Annotated in this window: 19 protein-coding genes; 9 read left to right on the forward strand and 10 right to left on the reverse strand. The window is 68.3% G+C overall.

Features of this window, described 5'->3' with window-relative positions:
• Positions 1–131 precede the first annotated feature (131 nt).
• Positions 132–635, forward strand: coding sequence for a MarR family transcriptional regulator (locus Q9K23_RS07225; protein ID WP_053778205.1), 504 nt, complete (start codon positions 132–134; stop codon positions 633–635).
• Between the two features lie 115 nt (positions 636–750).
• On the opposite strand, the gene mmsB is transcribed toward Q9K23_RS07225, so the two are convergent.
• The 3 genes from mmsB to Q9K23_RS07240 are packed head-to-tail and all read right to left on the reverse strand — an operon-like array spanning position 751 to position 4,384.
• Entirely contained in the window at positions 751–1,620 is an 870-nt protein-coding gene (gene mmsB, locus Q9K23_RS07230) for a 3-hydroxyisobutyrate dehydrogenase (RefSeq protein WP_020792015.1), read from the reverse strand.
• Between the two features lie 37 nt (positions 1,621–1,657).
• The gene (locus Q9K23_RS07235; protein WP_020792016.1) at positions 1,658–2,836 is read right to left on the reverse strand and encodes an acyl-CoA dehydrogenase family protein; all 1,179 of its coding nucleotides are present in this window, start codon (positions 2,834–2,836) and stop codon (positions 1,658–1,660) included.
• A 12-nt stretch (positions 2,837–2,848) separates the two neighbouring features.
• Positions 2,849–4,384: a CoA-acylating methylmalonate-semialdehyde dehydrogenase gene (locus Q9K23_RS07240; protein WP_053778206.1), complete on the reverse strand. Its 1,536-nt coding sequence runs from the start codon at positions 4,382–4,384 to the stop codon at positions 2,849–2,851.
• Between the two features lie 156 nt (positions 4,385–4,540).
• Here Q9K23_RS07240 and Q9K23_RS07245 point away from each other — a divergent pair, with 156 nt between their 5' ends.
• A complete protein-coding gene (locus tag Q9K23_RS07245; protein ID WP_020792020.1) occupies positions 4,541–4,999 on the forward strand; it encodes a flavodoxin family protein in 459 nt (152 codons plus the stop codon).
• Positions 5,000–5,014: 15 nt separating this feature from the next.
• Here the strand turns inward: Q9K23_RS07245 and Q9K23_RS07250 are convergent, their stop codons facing one another.
• A complete protein-coding gene (locus Q9K23_RS07250) occupies positions 5,015–5,899 on the reverse strand; it encodes a DMT family transporter (RefSeq protein WP_020792019.1) in 885 nt (294 codons plus the stop codon).
• Positions 5,900–5,991: 92 nt separating this feature from the next.
• Between Q9K23_RS07250 and Q9K23_RS07255 the strand changes: the two genes are divergently transcribed.
• From Q9K23_RS07255 to Q9K23_RS07270, 4 genes are all read left to right on the forward strand, one after another.
• A complete protein-coding gene (locus Q9K23_RS07255) occupies positions 5,992–6,477 on the forward strand; it encodes a histidine phosphatase family protein (RefSeq protein ID WP_020792018.1) in 486 nt (161 codons plus the stop codon).
• A gap of 201 nt (positions 6,478–6,678) precedes the next feature.
• Positions 6,679–7,053: a metalloregulator ArsR/SmtB family transcription factor gene (locus Q9K23_RS07260; protein ID WP_020792017.1), complete on the forward strand. Its 375-nt coding sequence runs from the start codon at positions 6,679–6,681 to the stop codon at positions 7,051–7,053.
• A gap of 20 nt (positions 7,054–7,073) precedes the next feature.
• Entirely contained in the window at positions 7,074–8,735 is a 1,662-nt protein-coding gene (locus Q9K23_RS07265; RefSeq protein ID WP_305950446.1) for a SulP family inorganic anion transporter, read from the forward strand.
• Positions 8,736–8,827: 92 nt separating this feature from the next.
• Complete coding sequence (locus Q9K23_RS07270) at positions 8,828–9,442, forward strand: TetR family transcriptional regulator (protein ID WP_020791041.1); 615 nt, start codon at positions 8,828–8,830, stop codon at positions 9,440–9,442.
• Between the two features lie 147 nt (positions 9,443–9,589).
• Here the strand turns inward: Q9K23_RS07270 and Q9K23_RS07275 are convergent, their stop codons facing one another.
• The 4 genes from Q9K23_RS07275 to Q9K23_RS07290 form a co-directional block, all read right to left on the reverse strand.
• Positions 9,590–10,534, reverse strand: a complete 945-nt coding sequence (locus Q9K23_RS07275) for an alpha/beta fold hydrolase (protein WP_020791039.1) — start codon at positions 10,532–10,534, stop codon at positions 9,590–9,592.
• On the reverse strand, positions 10,531–11,727 hold the full coding sequence (locus Q9K23_RS07280; RefSeq protein ID WP_053778207.1) for a DNA polymerase IV: 1,197 nt from the start codon (positions 11,725–11,727) through the stop codon (positions 10,531–10,533). Before Q9K23_RS07280 ends, Q9K23_RS07275 begins: the two co-directional genes overlap by 4 nt.
• A 394-nt stretch (positions 11,728–12,121) precedes the next feature.
• Positions 12,122–12,973 carry a carbon-nitrogen hydrolase family protein gene (locus tag Q9K23_RS07285; protein ID WP_053778208.1) on the reverse strand — a complete coding sequence of 284 codons (852 nt, stop codon included), beginning with the start codon at positions 12,971–12,973 and terminating at the stop codon, positions 12,122–12,124.
• A gap of 13 nt (positions 12,974–12,986) precedes the next feature.
• Positions 12,987–14,648, reverse strand: coding sequence for an NAD(P)/FAD-dependent oxidoreductase (locus Q9K23_RS07290; RefSeq protein ID WP_053778209.1), 1,662 nt, complete (start codon positions 14,646–14,648; stop codon positions 12,987–12,989).
• A gap of 132 nt (positions 14,649–14,780) precedes the next feature.
• On the opposite strand from Q9K23_RS07290, the gene Q9K23_RS07295 reads away from it, so the two are divergent.
• Positions 14,781–16,253, forward strand: coding sequence for a PepSY domain-containing protein (locus Q9K23_RS07295; RefSeq protein ID WP_261978050.1), 1,473 nt, complete (start codon positions 14,781–14,783; stop codon positions 16,251–16,253).
• Positions 16,250–16,963 (forward strand): DUF5134 domain-containing protein, encoded by a 714-nt coding sequence (locus Q9K23_RS07300; RefSeq protein ID WP_020789429.1) that lies wholly within the window; start codon positions 16,250–16,252, stop codon positions 16,961–16,963. Before Q9K23_RS07295 ends, Q9K23_RS07300 begins: the two co-directional genes overlap by 4 nt.
• A gap of 34 nt (positions 16,964–16,997) precedes the next feature.
• Here Q9K23_RS07300 and Q9K23_RS07305 read toward each other — a convergent pair whose 3' ends face one another.
• Positions 16,998–18,521, reverse strand: coding sequence for an HNH endonuclease signature motif containing protein (locus Q9K23_RS07305; protein WP_305950447.1), 1,524 nt, complete (start codon positions 18,519–18,521; stop codon positions 16,998–17,000).
• A gap of 139 nt (positions 18,522–18,660) precedes the next feature.
• On the opposite strand from Q9K23_RS07305, the gene Q9K23_RS07310 reads away from it, so the two are divergent.
• Complete coding sequence (locus tag Q9K23_RS07310; RefSeq protein ID WP_053778222.1) at positions 18,661–19,581, forward strand: RNA-binding domain-containing protein; 921 nt, start codon at positions 18,661–18,663, stop codon at positions 19,579–19,581.
• Positions 19,582–19,597: 16 nt separating this feature from the next.
• Here Q9K23_RS07310 and Q9K23_RS07315 read toward each other — a convergent pair whose 3' ends face one another.
• Positions 19,598–21,085: an SDR family oxidoreductase gene (locus Q9K23_RS07315; protein ID WP_020793359.1), complete on the reverse strand. Its 1,488-nt coding sequence runs from the start codon at positions 21,083–21,085 to the stop codon at positions 19,598–19,600.
• Positions 21,086–21,366 lie beyond the last annotated feature (281 nt).

Below are 21,366 nucleotides of genomic sequence, written 5' to 3' on the forward strand. Positions count from 1 at the left end.
ACACCGAGTGGGGACAAGACCCACGTCCGCCATTCATAGGACATCGACAGCAGACCCGAAGGTTGCCGACACGGGCAAACGCGACGGCACACCTTCGACCGGCGGCGACGTCGGCCGATTAGGGTGTTGTCATGGCAGGGCGCAGCATGGATTTCGATCCCATCGCCGAGGCGCGGGACAACTGGACCTCGGCCGGCTGGGGCGAGGTCGCCGACGGCATGGTGGCGGTGACGTCGGTGATGCGTGCACACCAGATCCTGCTCGCCCGCGTCGAGACCGCGCTCCGGCCCTTCGACCTGAGTTTCTCCCGCTTCGAGCTCCTGCGGCTGCTGGCGTTCTCACGGCAGGGCGCACTGCCCATCACCAAGGCCAGCGACCGCCTGCAGGTCCACGTCACGAGCGTCACCCATGCGATCCGGCGGCTCGAGGAGGGCGGGCTGGTCGCACGGCTGCCCCATCCCACCGACGGCCGGACCACCCTCGTCGAGATCACCGACCTGGGACGCAAGACCGTCGAGGACGCCACCCGCACGCTCAACGACGAGGTCTTCGCCGACGTCGGGATGTCCGACGAGGAGATGACCGGACTGGTCGGTGCCATCCAGTCGCTGCGCAAGCACAACGGCGACTTCTGAGCGGGGACTGCTCCGCACACGCGAGAGCGCCCGCCCCGGTGATTCGGGACGGGCGCTCTTGCGGTCTGACGGGGCCGCTGCCGGATCGCAGCGGTGTTTCTTCAGCGGCGTGACTTCAGTGCAGTGCGGTGATGATCGCGCTGAAGTCCAGATCGGCGTGCTGCTCGGCGAACGCCTTGTACAGCTGTGCGGCGTGGGTGCCGAGCGGGGCACGGGAACCGGTGTCGGCGATGGCATCCATCGCCAGCCCCAGATCCTTGTTCATCAGTGCGGTGGCGAAGCCCGGCTTGTACTCGTTGTTGGCCGGCGACGTCGGCTGCGGGCCCGGGACCGGACAGTTGGTCTCGATGGCCCAGCAGTTGCCGGTGGCACCGGTGACGACGTCGTAGAGCGCCTGATCGGACAGCCCCAGCTTCTCCGCCAGGACGAAGGCCTCGCCCACGGCGATCTGCTGGACGGCCAGCAGCATGTTGTTACACACCTTGGCGGCCTGACCGGCGCCGGTGGCACCGCAGTGGATGATCTTGCCGGCCATCGGATCGAGGGTACCGCGGGCAGCCGCGAACGCCTCGTCGGTACCGCCCACCATGAACGCCAGGGTGCCCGCCGCCGCCCCCTTGACGCCGCCGGAGACCGGGGCGTCGATCTGGGCGTAGCCGGATTCGGCCGCCTTGGCGTTGATGTCCCGGGCGTCGGCCACCGAGATGGTCGAGCTGTCGATGAACAGCGCGCCGGTGGGTGCGACCTGCAGGATGTCGTCGTAGACCTTCTTGACGAGTGCCCCGTTCGGCAGCATCGTGATCACGACCTCGGCGGCGGCCACGGCCTCCACCGCCGTCGGGAAGGTCTCGATCCCGTTGGCCTGTGCGGTCTTCACCGCCTCCGGGACCGGGTCGAACCCGTGCACCGTGTGTCCTGCCCCGACCAGGTTGGCGGCCATCGGCCCGCCCATGTTGCCCAGACCCAGAAAGGCGATCGTCGTCATTGCCGAAACTCCCCTAGTGTGTGTCGAATCCGTGTGATCACTTGCCCGCGAACCTCGAGGCGATGGAACGTCCGAGGACCACGCGCATGATCTCGTTGGTTCCCTCCAGGATGCGATGCACGCGCAGATCCCGGACGATTTTCTCGATTCCGTACTCGTTGAGGTACCCGTATCCGCCGTGCAGCTGCAGCGCCTGGTCGGCGACGGTGAAGCAGGCGTCGGTGACGTAGCGTTTCGCCATCGCGCACTGCTCCACCTTGTCGGCGGTTCCGGCATCGAGGGCCGACGCCGCATGCCACAGCATGAGCCGGGAGGTCTGCAGCGAGGTGGCCATGTCGGCGAGCGTGAACCGGATGGTCGACTCGTCGATCAGGTTCTGCCCGAAGGCCTTTCGCGATGCCACATAGGAGGCTGCCTTGTCGAAGGCCGCCTGCGCGCCACCGAGCGACGACGCCGCGATGTTGAGCCGGCCGCCGTTGAGGCCGTTCATCGCGATGCCGAACCCGATCCCCTCGGTGGCCCCGAGCAGGGCCGACGCCGGCACACGGACCTCGTCGAGGATCACCTGTGCGGTGGGCTGGGCGTGCCATCCCATCTTGTGTTCCTGTGCCCCGAAACTCAGTCCGGGTGAACCGTTCTCGACCAGGAACGTGGAGATCCCCTTGGGTCCGGCGTCACCGGTGCGGGCCATGATCACATACAGGTCGGAGGTGCCGGCACCGGAGATGAACTGCTTGACGCCGGTGAGGACGTACTCGTCACCCACCCGCTCGGCGCGGGTGGCCAGCGCGGCCGCATCCGAACCGGCACCGGGTTCGGTGAGGCAGTAGCTGGCGATGGTCTCCATGCTCGCGAGCCTGGGCACCCACTGCGCCCGCTGTTCCTCGGTGCCGTACCGGTCGACCATCCAGGTGCACATGTTGTGGATGGACAGGAAGGCCGCGACGGCCGGATCGGCGTAGGCGAGCTGCTCGAAGATCCGCACCCCGTCGAGGCGGCGCAGACCCGATCCACCGACATCCTCGGAGCAGTAGATCGCCCCCATGCCGAGCTGCGCGGCCTCGCGCAGCTCGGCCACCGGGAAGTGGTCCTCGGCATCCCATGTCAGCGCGAACGGCGCCAGTCGTTTGGCCGCGAAGTCGGCGGCGGTCTCGACGATCACCCGTTCGTCGGCGTCGAGTCCGCCGGCCATGCCGCGGTCGGCGAAGGTCGTCATGGTCGGGATGCCTCAGTCCATCGTCGGGATGACGAACTCGGCGCCGTCCTTGATACCCGACGGCCAGCGAGAGGTGATGGTCTTGGTCTTGGTGTAGAACTGGATCGACGCCGGACCGTGCTGGTTCAGATCGCCGAAGCCCGAACGCTTCCAGCCACCGAAGGTGTAGTACGCCACCGGGACCGGGATCGGCACGTTCACGCCCACCATGCCCACCTCGACCCGTGCGGTGAAGTCGCGGGCGGCGTCGCCGTCACGGGTGAAGATCGCGACACCGTTGCCGTACTGGTGATCCGACGCCAGGGCGAGGGCCTCCTCGTAGTCGGCGGCACGCACGATCGACAACACCGGGCCGAAGATCTCGTCGGTGTAGATCACCATGTCCTTGGTGACGTGGTCGAACAGGGTCGGGCCGATGAAGAAGCCGTTCGACAGATCGTTGTCGTCGAAGGTCTGCTCGGTGGCGGCGCGCTCGCGGCCGTCGATGACCAGTTCGGCACCCTCTTCGACGCCCTTGCCGATATACCCCTTCACACGCTCGAGGGCGGCGGCGGTGACCAGCGGGCCGTAGTCGGCCTTGGGGTCCAGGCTGTGCCCGACACGCAGGGCATTGACCTTGTCGATCAGCTTGGCGCGCAGCCGTTCTGCGGTCTGCTCACCGACCGGGACGGCAACGCTGATCGCCATGCAGCGCTCACCGGCGCTGCCGTAACCGGCGCCGATGAGGGCATCGACGGCCTGATCCAGGTCGGCGTCGGGGAGGATGATCATGTGGTTCTTGGCGCCACCGAAGCACTGCGAACGCTTGCCGTTGGCGGCGGCCGTCTCGTAGATGTACTGGGCGATGTCGGAGCTGCCGACGAAGCCGAGGGCCTTGACGTCGGGATGGGTCAGCAGCGCGTCGACGGCCTCCTTGTCGCCGTGGACGACCTGGAAGACACCGTTGGGCAGGCCCGCCTCGGTGAACAGCTCGGCCAGGCGCACCGGCACCGAGGGATCACGCTCGGACGGCTTGAGGATGAAGGCGTTACCGCAGGCCAGGGCCGGTCCGGCCTTCCACAGCGGGATCATGGCCGGGAAGTTGAACGGGGTGATCCCGGCGACGACGCCGAGCGGCTGACGCACCGAGTGCACGTCGATCCCGCTGCCGGCACCCTCGGTGAACTCACCCTTGATCAGATGCGGGATGCCGATCGAGAACTCGATCACCTCGATGCCGCGCTGGATGTCGCCGAGCGCATCCGGATGGGTCTTGCCGTGCTCGAGGGAGAGCAGGGTCGCCAGCTCGTCGGCGTGCTTGTTGACGAGGTCGACAAAACGCATCATCACGCGGGCACGACGCTGCGGATTCCAAGCGGCCCATTCCTTTTGGGCTTCCTTGGCAGTGGCGACCGCGGCGGCGACCTCATCGGTCGTGGCCAGCGGGACGCGCGAGGCGACCGCACCGGTGCTCGGATTGAAGACGTCTGCGTGCCGTCCCCCGTCGACGGTCACCTTGGCGCCGTCGAGGTAGTGCGGGATGGTCGGAAGGGAAGAAGTTGCGCTCACCGCGAGATCACCTGGACTTCTGTCGGAGATTTCCTGACTGACAGAGCTAATACTAGGACATCCAAGTATTTCTGTGAAGGGGCGAATCCCGGCGAGCGGACGCTTAGGGTACCCTCAGTACTGTTTGCCACGACTTTTCCCTCGAAGGAGCACCACATGGCCGTCGTCATCCTCTACGGCACCGAGACCGGTAACTGCGAACTCGCCGCAGACGCCATCTCCGACGTTCTCGCCGCCGACCACGATCCGTCGATCTACGACATGAGCGAGTTCGCGGTGGAGGATCTCGACCCGGCAGACTTCCTGGTGGTGGTCTGCTCCACCTACGGCGAGGGTGAGCTGCCCACCGGCGCCGAGCCGTTCGCCGACGAGCTCGAGGCCGTCGCCCCCGATCTGACCGGCCTGCGATTCGCCGTCTTCGGACTCGGCGACACCGTCTACGGCGAGACCTTCAACCGCGGTGGCGAGATCATCGCCGAGAAGCTCACCGCACGCGGCGCCACCCAGGTCGGCGAGCACGCCCGCCACGACAACTCGTCGCCGGTCAAGCCCAGCGTCCAGGCCACCGAGTGGACCCGTGGACTGCTCGCGGTGATCGAGACCGCGAACGTCTGATCCCGACCTTTCAGGTCAGGGCCTGATCGACATGTCCTCTCCGGCCACCCCGGCCGGTCCCGCGCTGACCGCCGGGGCCGGCAGGTGGCCGCAGCGGACCGCCGACTCCTTGGCGAGTTCGACCACCGAGCGGATCATCACCGCGAGGACGAACCCCAGGAACAGTGCCGTCGGCACCGACACCTTGAGGTTCTCGCCGAGCAGGATCACGCCGAGCATCATCGCCACGGCCGGTTCCATCACGTTCATCGCGGGGAACGACGTCTGCAGATCACCGGCGCCGAACCCCTTCTGCTGGGCCACCACGGCCGCCGTCGCGACCACCACGAACAGATAGATCTCGGGGTGCAGCAGCATATGCGCCGGATGGTGGATCAGCTGGTAGACGATCGTCTTGACCAGCAGCGCACTGACCCCGAACAGGGTGCCGGCCGCCAGCCCGTAGAACAGCGCCCGATAGTGCGGGCTGGATCGTCGTGCACACAACACGCACAGCACCACCAGCGCGATGACGCACGCCACGCTGATCCAGATGATCAAGTCGTCGGGCCGTCGCATCGACGGCTCGGGTCTCGCGATCACCAGGAAGGTGCCCACGCAGATCACCAGCACCCCGCCCCACACCCACTCCCGCGCAGCCGGGTGACGGTGATCGGCCCACGCTTCCAGCGGCAGGGCGAACAGCACGGCCAGCACCACCAGGGGCTGGACCAGCAGGATCGAGCCCAGTCCCAGGGCCGCGGCCTGCAGGGCGAACCCGCAGATCGCGATCCCCGCGCCCAGCCACCACGCGCAGGTGATCGCCCCGGATTCGCGGGACGATCGTTGCCGCAGGACGGTTCCCGACGCGATCAGCAGCGCCGCCAGAACGGCGAGCAGCGCGGGAACCCAGGAATGCACGCACACCAGGCTAGAGCAGAAATCGGTCCGGCAACTGCCCCAGGACACCCTGATCTGTGCCGGATTCTTTGTGACCTGGAGATAATCCAGCCATGACCCGCACCCTCATCCTCCTGCGCCACGGCAAGTCCGCCTACCCGGCCGGCGTCACCGATCACCGGCGTCCCCTCGCCGACCGCGGTATCCGGGAGGCCGCCCTGGCCGGGCAGTGGATGGCCGAGGAGGGCCTCGGCGTCGACGCGGTGCTGTGCTCGACGGCCACCCGCACCCGCCAGACCCTCGAGCGCACCGGCATCACCGCACCGACCACCTTCGTCGACGACATCTACGGCGGTACGCCGGGCGACATCTTCGAATCACTGCGCATCCATGTCCCGGCCGATGCGTCGACGGTCCTCGTCGTCGGACACGAACCGGGAATGCCGGCGACCGCGCTGACCCTCGATCCCGACGGCGAGATCCCGCGGTTCCCGACGTCGGCGTATGCGGTGGTCACCATCGGTACCGAGTGGTCCGAGATCGGTCTGGCCCCCGATCCGGAGGCCCATCTGCTCGGGGTCCGTGTGCCCCGGGCCTGATCGCCCGGGGGTGCAGGCCCCTGTCCCCGATCCTGGTGTCCCCTGTTCGGGTGTCCCCCGTTCCGGTGTCCACTGCACGGGGGACCACCCGCCCACCTGCGGTATTCTGGTTTTCGCTATTTCGTAATCCGATATTCCGCCATCTACGGTCCTCGGTATCGACTCGTCGATATCTCGCGATCCCGACTCCTGGAGTACCCCGTGCCGCTCACCGGTCAGCCGAGCCCCGACCAGCCGCTCTACGAGATCAAGGCCAATCTGTTCAAGGCACTCGCCCACCCCGCACGGATCCGTGTGCTCGAGGTGCTCAGTGCCGCCGACGCCCCCACCCCGGTCAGCGAACTGCTGTCGATCATCGACATCGGGCCGACCACGATGTCGCAGCATCTCGCCGTGCTCAAACGCCACCACGTGGTGCGCGGCGAACGTACCGGCAACGCCGTCTTCTACGAGCTGGCGCACCCGAAGGTGTCCGAGCTGCTGGTGATCGCCCGCACCTTCCTCGCCGACACCCTGCAGGCCCAGCGCGAGCAACTCGACGCCATCTCGTCGCTGCCGCCGGTCACGCGGCCGTGACCCCGGCAGCCACTGCCGGGATGGGTACCACCGCGCGGCGGCTGCGCCGGCTGCTGCCCGGCCCCGGCGACTACGCGGGTCTGCGGTCGTCGTGGAAGATCGACATCGTCTCCGGCATCACCGTCGGGGTGGTGGCCCTCCCGCTCGCCCTGGCCTTCGGCATCTCGTCGGGGGTGGGTGCGGCGGCGGGACTGATCACCGCGGTGGTCGCCGGGCTCGTGGCCGCGATCTTCGGTGGTTCGCATGTGCAGGTGTCGGGTCCGACCGGCGCGATGGCCGTCATCCTGGCCCCGATCGTCGCCGATCACGGTCTGGGCAGTATCGCCCTGGTCTCGGTGCTCGCCGGGCTGATCGTGCTGATCGCCGGGGCCGTCGGGCTCGGCCGCGCGGTGACCTTCATCCCGTGGCCGGTGATCGAGGGTTTCACCCTGGGGATCGCGGTCATCATCTTCTTGCAGCAGGTCCCGGCGGCCTTCGCCGCGGCCACCCCCACCGGCGAGCGCACCCTGCCCGCGGCGTGGACGGTGATCGTGCACGCCGACTGGGCCGCAGCCGGGGCCACCCTCGGTGTGGTCGCCGCGATCGCCGTGCTCATGACCGTCCTCCCCCGTATCCACCGCGCCATCCCCGAATCGCTCACCGCGATCGTGGTGGTCACCCTGGTGGTGCACTTCACCCACATCGACGTGGCCAGCATCGGCGAGCTGCCGTCGTCGCTGCCCGCCCCGGTGCTGCCGCATGTCGACCCGGCCGCCCTGCAGTCGCTGACGGGGGCCGCGCTCGCGATCGCCGCACTCGCCGCGATCGAGTCGTTGCTGTCGGCGCGGGTGGCCGCGACGATGTCACCGACCGGGCCGTACGACCCCGACCGTGAACTCACCGGCCAGGGGTTGGCGTCGATGGCGTCGGGCCTGTTCGGCGGGATGCCGGCGACCGGTGCGATCGCCCGCACCGCGGTCAACGTGCGGTCCGGCGCCCGCACCCGGGTCGCGGCGATCGTGCACGCCGTGTTCCTGCTCGGCGTGGTCTACCTCGCCACCGGGCCGGTCTCGACGATCCCGCTCGCCGCCCTCGCCGGGGTGCTGATGGTGACCAGCTTCCGCATGATCTCGGCGTCGACGATCCGCAAGATCCTGCGGTCCACCCGCTCCGACGCGGCGATCTTCGTGCTGACCGCGGTCGTCACCGTGTGTTTCGACCTGATCGAGGCGGTGCAGATCGGCATCGTCGTCGCCGCATTCTTCGCCTTGCGCCAGGTGGCCCGGCGCTCCAGCGTGACCCGCGAACCGCTGCCGGGCCCGGCACGGCCCGGCGACGAGCACATCGCGCTGCTGCGACTCGACGGCGCGATGTTCTTCGGCGCGGCCGAGCGGATCTCCACCACGATCAGCGAGGGCGCCGACGCCGCACCGGTGTCGGTGGTGATCATCCGGATGTCGCATCTGGGCATGCTCGACGCCACCGGTGCGCACACCCTGGCCGAGATCGTCACCGACCTGGAGTCCCGTGGGATCACGGTGATCATCAAGGGCGTGCAGCCCGACCACCTCACGCTGCTCACCGGAGTGGGCGTGATCGACTCCCTCCGCCACGAGAATCATCTGATGGATTCACTCGACGACGCCGTCGCACATGCGCGCAAGCATGTGGCCCTCGCCTCCCGACCGGACTCGTCAGGCTAGGATTTGTCCATCCTGCCCGGCGATCCGGGCGCGGCCATCGGGAGCATTCCGACCTGAACGGCCGGGTGTCACCGACCGAAAGGAACAAAAGCATGCGGTTGTCCGTCGCGGAGCGACGCCGACTGACCATCGAGGCCACGCTGCGGGTGATCGCGACCGAGGGCGTCGAGCATGCGACCACCCGGCGGATCGCCGAAGAGGCCGGTGTCCCCCAGTCCGGCCTGTTCTACGCCTTCGACAATCGCGACGAGCTGCTCGCGGCCGTCGTCGAGCACGGGATCAACGAGGAGCTGGCCGCGCTCACCGCACGTGTCGAGGCCCTCGAGTCGCAGGGGGCGATCGCCGATCTCCCGCCGGAGGATGTGGCCCGCGCCGGGATCGAGGCCTTCGCCAACGACGTCGTCGAGAACCCCACCCGCGAGTACGCACTGCTGTCGCTGGGTCTGTTCGCCCGCCGCACGCCCGGCCTGGAGCCGCTGGCCGCACATCTCTACAAGGGCTACAACGAGCTGGTCATCCGGATGCTGCACGAATTCGCCCGGATCGGCGGCTTCCGCTGGTCGGCACCGGCCGAGGAGATCGCGCCGACCGTCATCGCCGTGACCGACGGCCTCACCATGGGTTATGTGATGACCGCCGACAAGGCCTCGATGGACCGGACCGTCGACGCCTTCGTGCGGATGATGAGCACCTACGTCGCACGCTGATCGAGCGGGCGGCCGCATCCCCACACGATGATTCAGCAGGACCCGAGTCGAAATCCCGGCAACCCACGCAGAGTGGTGACACGCCCGACGCGGCCACGTACCCGACATCGGCCGACAGGGAATTCGACACGTCTCGGATCGTGCCGCTCACCCGCCCAGTACCGGTGCCACGGGTACGCAGGGCACAGGTCGTGGGTGCGCCGGGTCGAGTGCGTTGAGGACCATGGCCGACGACCGCCGGTTGGCCACGATCGACATGTGGTCGGAGTGGTCGATCGGGCAGCCGTCCTGGACCACGATGTTGCGGACCGTCGTTCCGGGCGGGCCGGCCAGGATGCCGACGTCATAGGGCGTGACGATCTCGTCATCGCGGGTCACGATGTTGGTGTACTGCACACCCGGCAGGTAGGGCGTCGGTTCGCGGACCGCACGGTTGAAATCCAGATCTTGCGGCGGTGCAACACAATCCGGACATGCGGGCCGCGCGGGTTGCCTAACGCCCAGCAGTGTACGGAATCCCGCGATCGCCTCGCCGCGGCTGTCATCGTCGTCGGGGCCCTGCCGCCAGTACGGTGCGAGCGACACGTAGTGGGCGACGTGCCCGCGGCCGCCGAGATACTTCATCCAGTACGTGGGGATCTCGGTGCCCTGCGAGTGTCCGACGATGTCGACCTGGTCGCTGCCGGTGGCGGCGCGGACGTGGTCGATGAATTCCTTGAGCTGCCAGGCACTGTCGGGTTTGGGGCCGAGGCCGCCGAGCGCCGACACCGGCCACACGTCGCCGAGTGCCCCGTAGGTGGGGGCATAGACGCAGTAGCCGGCGTTGGCGAGTACGGGGGCGAGGGTGCCCCAGTTGGTCTGGCGCCCACCGCCACTGCCGTGGACGAGGATCACCGGCCGCGGATGGTCGCGGCCGGGACGGCAGTCGAAGTCGTTGGTCCCGGGCAGTGAGCCGCCCGGGTCGGCCAGTTCCGCCTGGATTCCGGAGAGGAACGAATACGTGACCGGCAGCGGGGCGGCGTTCGCGTGTGCCGGGGTGGCGACCAGCGCGGCCACCACCGCGATCAGCGCGATACCGAACCATCGGGTCATGACGTGACCTCCCTGTTCTGCTCGTCTGCCCTGTTCTCATCGTCTCCCGGGACCAGGTCGAGGCGGACGCCGAGGAGCCGGATCGGGCGTCCCTCGTCGAATCTCGTCAGCAGACCGGCGACATTCGGGACGATGGCGTCGCGGTCGGTGGTCGGGGCGGGCAGTTTCTTCGACTTGGTTCGGGTGTAGAACGTCGAGGTTCGCACCGTGACGGCCACCCGGAATGCCACGCGCCCTTCGGCACGAACCTGGTCGAGGAGTTCGTCGGTGAGTTCGGTTGCGGCGGAAGCGATCTGATCGGGGTCGGTGAGGTCGGCCGGGAACGTGCGGGATTTCGAGTGCGACTTGGCCTCCCACTGCTCGACGGTGATGGTGGAGTCACCGCCGCCACGGCACAGCACGTACAGCCAGTTGCCCTGGTGCGGCCCGAACCGCTCGATCAGGACCTCGCGCGGGGTGGCGACGAGTGCGTCGACCGTGGTGATGCCCATGTCGGTGAGTTTGTCGGCGGTGCGGGGTCCCACACTCCACAGGTCGATGGGTGGAGATCCGCCCATCAGCGGAATCCAGTTGCGGGCGTCGAGCAGGAACACCTTGGGCGGCAGGTCGAGGGACAGGCCCGACGCCACACCGGTGACATCGCGTTTGGCGAAACCGGTGGCCATCTTGGCGCGTTGCTTGTTGTCGGAGATCCCGACGCGGCTCGCCAGGCCGCACCGGTCCGCGACGGCCGCCCGGATGTCGGTGGCGATCTGCAGGATCTGGGCGTCCCCGATCTGCTCGTGCTGCTCGTGCGCCGATCCGGCGGTCGGGTCGGGCTCGTCGAGATCGCCGACCCCGATGTACGCCTCGTCCCAGCCCCACACCTCCACCGGATGGCCGAAGCCGCGCAGGGTGTCCATGACCTGCGCCGATGCCGCGTCGTAGGCGGGCATGTCGAGCGGGAGATACACCGCGTCGGGCAGTTTGCGGTAGGCACTGCGCAGCGGCATCCCTGCGCGCACTCCCTGTGCGCGGGCCTCATACGACGCACACGTGACCACCTTGCGCGCCTCGGTGGGGTCTCCGTTGCCGCCGACGATCACCGGCTCGCCGACCAGATCCGGACTGCGCAGACGTTCCACCGCAACCTGGAACTGGTCGAGGTCGATGTGCAGCAGCCACCGGTATCGGTGTGGGCTGGGCGCGCTCACATCGGCAAGGATACGTCCACCGTCGGACAGACGTGCCGAACCAGTGCACCCACCACAGGCCACACGGGGCGGTGTCGCCCTGCCTCCCGACCCACGCTCCGCGAACCGCCGATACACTCCCGACGACACCCCCGACCTTGGGTGCGCGCAGGTCGCAGACCTTGCTGGCTTCGGCGGCAGCTTTGAGGACGTGTTCGGCGGGGGTTGTCGGTTCCACGGTGGGTGACTCGTTCCTCGGCGGCTCTCGCCGTACTCGCGATCCGCAAGCGCACCAGCCGCTGATCGAACCAAACGCCGAGAGCGCGGCCCTGGCCCCAGAGTAGAGATGTGCCGTCCCGGCCACGGGGTTGGCCGACGCACCCCCACTTCGGATCTCGCGGAGCATGCGCAGGATCTAGTACAGGTCCGGCCGGCGGTCGGCGAGATAGGTGTGCCCGGCCCGCGAGCGGTCCAGTTCGGCGCGATCGCAGCTGCCGTACAGCACTTCCTCGTCGCGGTCGCCCTGCACCATCACGGTGCCGTCGGGTCCGAGGAGTTCGCTGAGCCCACCGTAGGCGAGATCGGCTTCGGCACCGACGTGGTTGGCATAGGCGAGGAACACCTGATTCTCGAGTGCCCGGGCGGGCAACAGGATTCGCTGCACCTCGTCGTAGGCCGGCATGTTGGCGGTCGGTACGCAGACCACATCGGCGCCGCGCACCGCGAGGCTGCGCACCATCTCCGGGAACTCCACCTCGTAGCAGGTGAGCAGCCCGAGGTTCCAGCCGTCGAACTCGACGACGGGCGGCGGTTGCGACCCCGCCGAGACCGCACGGGCGTCGATGTCGCCGAACAGGTGCGTCTTGTGGTGGGTGGCCAGGAGACGTCCGCCGGCATCGACCAGTCGGATCGCGTTGTACACCGGTGCATCCGATACTTCTGCATCCGGTCGGTCGGAGGGCCGGCCGAGTTCGGCACACCCGTACAGCACGGCGACGCCGTACCAGGTGCACAGTTGGGCCACCCGCGTCGCGATCGGTCCGGTGACGGCATCGGCGCGGGCCCGTGCCTGGGCGGCGTCGAGGCGGTAGCCGCAGACGAACATCTCCGGGGTGATCAGCACATCCGCACGCCCGGCGACCTCGACGAGCACCGACTCGAGCCGGGAGAGATTGCGCTCCACCACATCTGCGTCGTCGATCGTCGGATCGTCGATCGGTGCGCACTGCCACAGGGCCAGTCGCAGCGGGTCGGTGTGTGCACTCATCTGGCGGGTGTCCTCACTTACCGATGTCGATGGGACCGAGGGCGTCGTAGACGTCGCCGGGTCCGGGATTGTCGGGATGGGAACGCCCACCGAGGTGTGTCATCACTCCCCAGACGGCGTTGAGTCCGGTCTGCACGGCGCCCTCGACCCAGGCGGGCATGAACGAGACGTCGTCGCCGGCGATGAAGATCCCCTGCTCGTCGGCCGGGAGGGTGTGCTGATCGTGGAAGTGTCCGTACATGCGCGTGTTGTAGCGGTAGTGCCCGGGCAGGGCGCCCTTGAAGGCCCCCAGAAAGTGGGGGTCGTCCTCCCAGGACACGGTGATCGGGCGGCCGACGATGTGTTCGGCGATGTCGAGGTCGGGGTAGATCTTGCGCAGCGCCGCCAACGCCAGTTCCACACGGCGTTCCACCGCATGCGGCAACACCTTGAGCGAGTCGCTCATCCACGTGTACGACAGGCAGATGACGCCGGGCCGGTCCGGACCGTTGTCGAAGAGATAGGTGCCGCGGGTGAGACGGTCGGTCAGGGTCATGCTGAGCACATCGCGGCCGGTCACCGGGTCCCGATCGGTCCAGAAGGGCCGGTCGACCATGACGAAGGTCTTGGACGACTGCATGTAGCGGGTGCGGTCGAGCGCCATCCACAGATCCTGACTGAACAGCGCTTCGTCACAGTCGATCTCGGTGGACAGCAGCCACGCCTGGCAGGTCGCGATCACCGCGGGGAACTCGCGGGTGTCGCCCCAGCGGTCGGTGACCTCGATCCGGTTGGGGCCGAGCCGGCGCAGCGACCGGACCCCGGCGCGCGGCGCACCGTGATGCAGCGACGACAGACTGGTCCCGGCAGGCCAGTGCGTGATCTGTTGCGGCGCATGGGTCCACAGCCGGTGCGGTACCTGTTCGGCACCGCCGACGACGAGGTACTGATCGGTGTCGCAGTTGGTGAGCACCACCCGCAGGATCTCCAGCATCGAGTTGCCGAAATCGGAATCCCACCCGCCGGTGCCGAATCCGACCTGGCCGAACAGTTCCCGATGCCGGAAGGTGAGGGAACCGAATTCGGTTGAGGTGGAGAGGAAATCGTAGAAGCTGCGATCGTCCCACTGCGAGACCAGGGCATTCCAGCGCCGTTTGAGTTCGGCGACGTCCCGGGTGGCGATGGCCGCCTGCAACCCCGAGAACCCGGCGATGCGTTCCAGAGCGGAGTCCCAGGCCTCGGAGATCTCACGGTAGATCGGCGGCAGGTCGTCGAGGGTCCGCGCGTACAGAGTCTGGCCACCGATGTCGATGACGGTGCTCCCCGCGGCCTCGGTGAGCGGATTGGGGAACGGCGAGTACCGCAGCCCGAAGGTGTCGACGTAGTGGAAGAACGAGCGCGACGAGATCGGGAACCGCATGCCGCCGAGCTCGGCGATCTCCGGCTCGCCCTCGACGAACGGCTCCGAACGCAGCCGTCCACCGATCCGGTCGGCCTCGTACACCACCGGTTTGAGGCCCATCCGCATCAACTCGTAGGCCGCGGTCATCCCGGCCATCCCGGCGCCGATGATCGCGACCTCGGTGCCGAGCGCCTCGTCGGGCACCGTGCCCAGACCCGCCGGATGGGTCAGCCAGTCGTCGTAGGCGAAGGGGAAGTCGGGGCCGAAGATCGTGATCGGCGCGTCGGGCTCCATCTCCCGAGCCTAGGGCCTCACGGCCGGTCGCGACGGGTCGTGATGCGGATCACGTCACCGGCGGGAACCGCCCGAGGCCCGGAAGCGACCACTCTTCTCGACAGCCCTTTCGATGAAAGCAGGATCGACGACGTGGTCACAGCCCCGCCCACCGCCGACACGCCCGATGCGGACACCGCAGATGCGGACACCCCGGATGCCGGTACCCCGGCACCCGGCCGCCGCCCGCGCGGTGCCGCCGACCGCTGGCGTCCGCTGCTGCTGCGCTGGCATTTCTACGCCGGCATCCTGATCGGCCCGTTCCTGCTGGTCGCGACCATCACCGGGCTGCTGTACGTGCTGGTCCCGCAGATCGACCGGGCGGTCTACAGCCATGAGCTCACCGTCGACCACGTCGGGTCGTCGACGTTGCCGCTCGGCGACCAGGTGGCCGCCGCACGTGCCGCCCATCCCGAGGGCACCATCGCCTCGGTGACCCCCGCCCCGCGGGCCGGGGACACCACACGGGTGGTGCTGACCGTCGACGACGTACCGCAGGACCGTTCCCGGACGGTGTTCGTCGATCCGTACACCGGCGAGGTGCGCGGTGCGCTGACCACCTACGGCGACTGGCTGCCGGTGCGGGCCTGGTTCGACGACCTGCACCGCAACCTCCATCTCGGCGACGTCGGCCGCAACTACAGCGAGATCGCGGCGAGCTGGCTGTGGGTGGTGGCGCTCGGTGGTCTGGTGCTGTGGATCGGTTATCGGCGGCGGACACACAAGGCCAATCGTCTGCTCGTCCCCGACCGTGATGCCCCGAAGCGTCGTCGCACACTGAGTTGGCATGGTGCGGTGGGGGTGTGGATCATCCTCGGCCTGCTCGTGCTGTCGGCGTCGGGCCTGAGCTGGTCACGCTATGCCGGTGAGAGCATCTCGCAGTTGCGTACGGCGATGTCGTGGACCTCGCCGTCGGTGTCGACGTCGGCCGGTGCCGGTGCGGGCGCCGGTGAGCACGCCGGCATGGCGGGGATGGACGGGATGTCGGCCCCGGCGGCGGCGCACACCGTGACCGATGCCGACTACACGCGGGTACTGCAGACCGCCGATGATGCCGGTCTGGTCGGTCCGCTGGTGATCACCCCGCCCGCGACCGGCGGTGCGGCGTGGTCGGTGGCCGAGAATGCGCGCGGATATCCGAGCCACTTCGATGCGATCGCAGTGGATGCGCACACCTTCGCGGTGACCGACCGCGTGGACTTCGCGCAGTGGCCGCTCGCAGCGAAACTCACCAAGTGGGCGATCAGCGCCCATATGGGTCTGTTCGGGGTGATCAACCAGATCGTGCTGATCCTGCTGGCGATCGGCCTGCTGACGGTGATCGTCCGCGGCTATCTGATGTGGTGGCGCCGCCGGCCCGCCGGGGGTGGTCTGCCCAAGACCCCGGGGCGCGGTGCGCTCGGTTCGCTGCGTCCGGTCGAGGCGGTCGTGGTGGTCGCCGCGGTCGCGGTGATCGGCTGGTACGTGCCGTGGTTCGGTCTCCCGCTGGCTCTGTTCGTCATGGTCGACACCGTGCGGGGCATCGCTGCCTCTCGTCGGGTCGAGGCCGGGAGCGTCGCACGGTGATCGACGGTCTCCTGCTCCGCTGGGTCGTCACGATCCTGTTCGGGCTCGCCGCAGCCCAGTGCCTCTATCTCATCGTGGTGCGGTCGATGCCGTGGCGCTCGTATGTCGGTCATGCGCTGCACCTGATCATGTCGGTGGCGATGCTGGTGATGGCGTGGCCGTTCAGCATGGACTGGCCGACGACCGGGCCGATGGTGTTCTTCATCCTGGCCGCGGCGTGGTTCCTGGTGAGTCTGGTGTTCCCCGGGTCGGTGCGGAACTCCGACGAGTGCGGGTGCGTGCCACCGGCGACCTCGGTGTTCGGGCGGGCCGCGGCGGTCTATCACGCGGCCATGATGGGCGCGATGGCGTGGATGTATGCGGTGATGAACGGTGGGCTGCTGCCCGGCCACGATTCGGCGACCATGCATATGGCGGGCCCGACGGTGGCACCGGGAATCGTTCTGGTGCACGACCATTCGGATCATGGTGGCGGGGACATGCCCGGCATGTCCGACATGCACATGGCCGGCCAGCCCGGCTACGTCGCCCCGGTGAACTGGGTGCTCGCCATCGGCTTCGCGATCGCCACCGCAGTGTGGCTCTACCTGTACTTCGATCGTCGGCGCAAGCCCGGCGCCCCCGACGACGTGCTGTCCTTTGCCGGTGACCTGTGTCAGGTGTTCATGGCGGCGGGGATGTCGATCATGTTCTTCGTGATGGTGGTGTAGCGACGGGGCGGTACGCGGCGACGGCCGGCACCATTCACGGTACGGTCACCAACACCTCACCGGTCACCACATTGCGCCACACCACAATCCGCCCCGGATACAGCGTCGGCACCCAGATCCCCACATGCTTGAACTGATGACACGGAACACACAACGGAATCAGATTCTCGGCAATCGTCCACCCACCCGAACGAGGATCGACATGATCGAACGGCACCACATGATCGAGCTGACACCCCTCGGCCACCCGATCACAATACGGCGCACGACAACGCCGATCGGTCAACACAACCTCACGCCGTAACGGCTCACCCGGCTGATAAACCAACGCCCCCGGCGGCGGAACCACCAACCCACCATGCCCGCACGGATCGATCGGCGAAAGATGCTCGATCTCCGCCACATTCGGCGGCCGAGACCGCACCACCAACCGCCCCGCAGCCACCAGATGCCCCGGCGCCACCGTCCCCGCCCGACGCGTCCGACCCTTCCGAACCCCCTGAGCGACAACCACACCAGAAGCACGATCCAACCGCGCCTCCCGATACAAACCCTGCCACGTGCCATCCGCAGCGATCATGCGCGCCAGATCCGGATCGATCACCCCATACCCCGGGATGAACGGCACCATCTCCCCCACCACACCCGCCAACGTCGGCGCATCCACCACAACCTCGACCACCGCCCGCACCGGAGCCACCACGAGTTCGGTCGACACCACAGCCGAACCGGCATCGGCGTCGGCATCAGCGTCTATGTCGGTGTCGGTGACGGCATCGGCATCCGGGCGCACCGCCGTCGGACAACCCGGATCACCACACCCACACACCAACCGGCCTTCACCACGCACCAACGCCGTCAACGCCGCAACCCGACGCTGACCCGGCAACCGCGGATCCCCCGGACACAACCCCGACACCAACCCCGCAATCCGATCCTCGAGCACCACCGCATCGCGCACCGGAACCATCGCATCGATCGTCGACTGACCATGACATTCCTTGCGGATACGCACATCCTGCTGCTTCTCGAACTCCCGACGCCGCTCGGCCGCACCCGCCGGATCCAGCGAGATCAGCAGCTTCTCCAGCTCCTCCCGCAACCCCGACCCGGTGATCGCCGTCGCCGCCAACCCGAGCGCGACCTCCACGGCCTCGGCCAGATCGGCCTCGTCATCGAGTGACACCAGCGCCTCGGCAACGATCCGGGCCTTGTGTTCGGAGAGCACACCCTCGACAAACGCCGACCGCACCCGCGGCAGACCATCGAGCATGCCGCCCAACGAGATCCACCGACCCGCTGTGGTGACCGGCACCTCGAACCGCAACGCGACCTCCCGCAACGCCGCCTTCTGCGGCAGCTCGGCCACATTCAGGCCGTCACACAGCTCCATCACCTGCGCATAGGTCTGCCGCGCCAACGCCGTCGCCGCCAGGATCTTGCGGGCCCCGGCCTGCCGTTCCAACCGCATCGCGGACTGCCCCGCCAGCACCAACCCGGAAGCATCGGCCTGCGCGATACGCGTCAGGTCGCCCTCCGGGTCGGCGTAGTCGAACATGTTTTCACACTAGCGGCGGGTACCGACAAAACCGTCAGACCGCACACCCGGCCCCGGTGGAGGTGCGGAGTGCAAGGGATACTTGTCGCTCGGAGACCCCGCTCGAGGCGACCGGGGACGAGGAGCAGGAGGCAGGACGATGGAGCACGTGCCCGACTCGGTGACACCCTTGTGGGCGACGGCCGGTGCGCTGATCGTGGTCTTGATCCTGGCGTGGATCTTCAGCGCCATCGCCCGCTGGCTGCTGCGCCGACGCGCCACCCTCGACGGCACCACCGCGATCGTGCTGTCCATCGCCGGCAGCGCGCTGGGCCTGTTCATCGCCGGCGCCATCGACCCGCGGCTGCGGATCTGGAGTCCGCTGCCGGTGATCGTCGCGCTGGTCGGATCGATCCTGGTGATCGCCGTGTACGCGGCGATCGCCACCCACCTGCAGCGCGACCTGCGGATGAGCATCCCCGAGCTGATCGCGGCGGGCGAGTCGGCACAGGTGGAGTTCAAGTCGTCGGCCCGCATCAACATGCGGACCGGGGCCAAGGACCCCAAGATGGAGCAGGTGATCGTCAAGACGGTGTCGGCATTCCTCAACGCCGACGGGGGCACGCTGCTGATCGGGGTCGACGACGCCGGCACGCCGCTGGGACTCGACCCCGACTACGCCACCCTCAAGACCCCCGACGCCGACCGCTTCGAGTTGTGGCTGCGTGACCTGCTGACCACGGCGCTGGGGCAGACCGCCGCAGCGGCCGTGGAGGTGTCGGTGGAGGATGTCGAGGCGATCCCGACCGCCGAAACCCCCGACAACCCCGGAAGCCCCGACTCCCCGACAACGCGGCCGGTGTGCCGTGTGATCGCCGGACCGTCGCCGCGACCGGTGTACCTCCGGCCCGGCAAGAACACCCCGCCCGAGTTCTGGCTGCGTACCGGCAACTCGTCGCGACAGCTCGGAGTGGACCAGGCGAGCGAGTACATCGCCCACCGGTGGCCGATCGGTGCGGGCGCGGCCCTGGCCGCACAGGCCCGGGCCGCGGTGCGGCTCTCGGCCGGTGGCCAGATGTGAGCCGACGGACCGGCGTTCACCCGCCCGACCTCGCGGCACCGGCGATATTGCTGATCATCCCGGTGAAGATGATCCCGTGGAACGGCAGTAACGAGTACCAGTAGGCTTGCCCGGCAAGGCCTTTCGGAAAAAAGACGGCTCGCTGACGCAGCCTGGTGTGCTGTTCGTCGGCGGCCTCGAGATGCCATTCGAGCCAAGCACCGCCGGGCGTGCGCATCTCCGCACGCAGTCGCAGCAGGTGCGGACGTTCGATGCGTTCGACTCGCCAGAAATCGAGGGCGTCGCCGGTGTTCAGACGCTGCGGGTGTCGCCGACCGCGCGTCAGTCCGACGCCCCCGGTCAACCGATCGAGCCAGCCCCGTATGGTCCACGCCAGCGGAAACGAGTACCAGCCGTTCTCCCCGCCGATCCCCTCGACGACCTTCCACACCAGGTCGATCGGAGCATCGCAGACGATGCTGCGGGTGTCGGTGTGCACGATGTTGCCCGCCCAGTCCGGATCCGACGGCAGCGGATCGGCCGGCGCGCCCACGGGAGAGGCGTTCGCCCAGGTGGTCTCGACGTCGCCGTTCTCGATCCGGGCCAGGGCCAGGGCCACGGCGTCGCGGTATCCGGTCGTCCCGCCCGGCGGTGGCGGGATGACGGCGTCGATGTCGTGTTCGGTGGTCACGGCATCGGTGCTGAGGGACTCGATCAGGGCCCGCCCCAGGGCGGGCGGAATCGGGGTGACCAACCCGATCCACAGACCCGCGAGTTTCGGTGTGAGAACCGGGAGGACGAGTATCCGGCGTGGGTGCAGGCCTGCCACATCGGCGTAGATCTGCATCATCTCGCCGTAGCGCAGGACGTCCGGGCCACCGATGTCGTAGGTGCGATTGCACTCCAGCGGCGCGGTGGCGGCGGCGAGCAGGTAGTGGAGCACGTCGCGCACCGCGATCGGCTGGATGTGGTTGTCGACCCACCGCGGTGTGGTCATCAGCGGCAGTCGGTTCGTCAGGTGCCGGATCATCTCGAACGATGCCGACCCCGATCCGATGACCACCCCGGCCTGCAACGCCACCGTCGGCACCCCGGAGCCGATCAGGATCTCGCCGACCTGGCGTCGGGAGCGCAGGTGCATCGACAACCGGTCGGACTGCTCGTGGAGGCCGCCGAGGTAGACGATGCGTCCGACCCCGGCCTTGCGCGCGGCTTCGGCGAGGTTCTCGGCTGCCCGGCGTTCCGCGTCGATGAACGCCCCGCGCCCCATCGAGTGCACGAGATAGTAGACGACGTCGACGTCACGGCAGGCCGCGTCGAGTGACTCCGGGTCGGTGAGGTCTCCGCGGACGACGTCGACGTCGGCCGTCCACGGCACGTCACTGATCTTGTCGGGGTTGCGGGCGAGGGCCCGCACCCGGTGCCCGGCGGCGACGAGACGCGGGGTCAGCCGGCCACCGATGTAGCCGGTGGCGCCGGTGACGAGGATCCGCAGCGGGTTGTCGGTGGGAGTGGTGTCGGTCACGGTACCTCCTGGCCGTGGGGACGTGCCGATGCCAGGGCCCTGGGGAGATCTCGCCCGTGGGGGTCGACAGGCCGACCGGATGGCACGCGCTGCGTGGACGATTCGTCTCTTCGGTGCACACCTGGGTGTTCGGCGCCGACGAGGGCTCGGATGGGCGTGCCGGTCTTCCACGGCGTGCCGGACGACCGCCGGGACTCCCACGACGCCGCGGGGTCGGGCTGCGCCGACGGTGGGCGGCCGATCCGGTTACATTGGTCGGGCACACCACGACGCTTTCTCGA

The organism is Gordonia sp. NB41Y (assembly GCF_030718915.1).
Lineage (GTDB): Bacteria > Actinomycetota > Actinomycetes > Mycobacteriales > Mycobacteriaceae > Gordonia > Gordonia desulfuricans.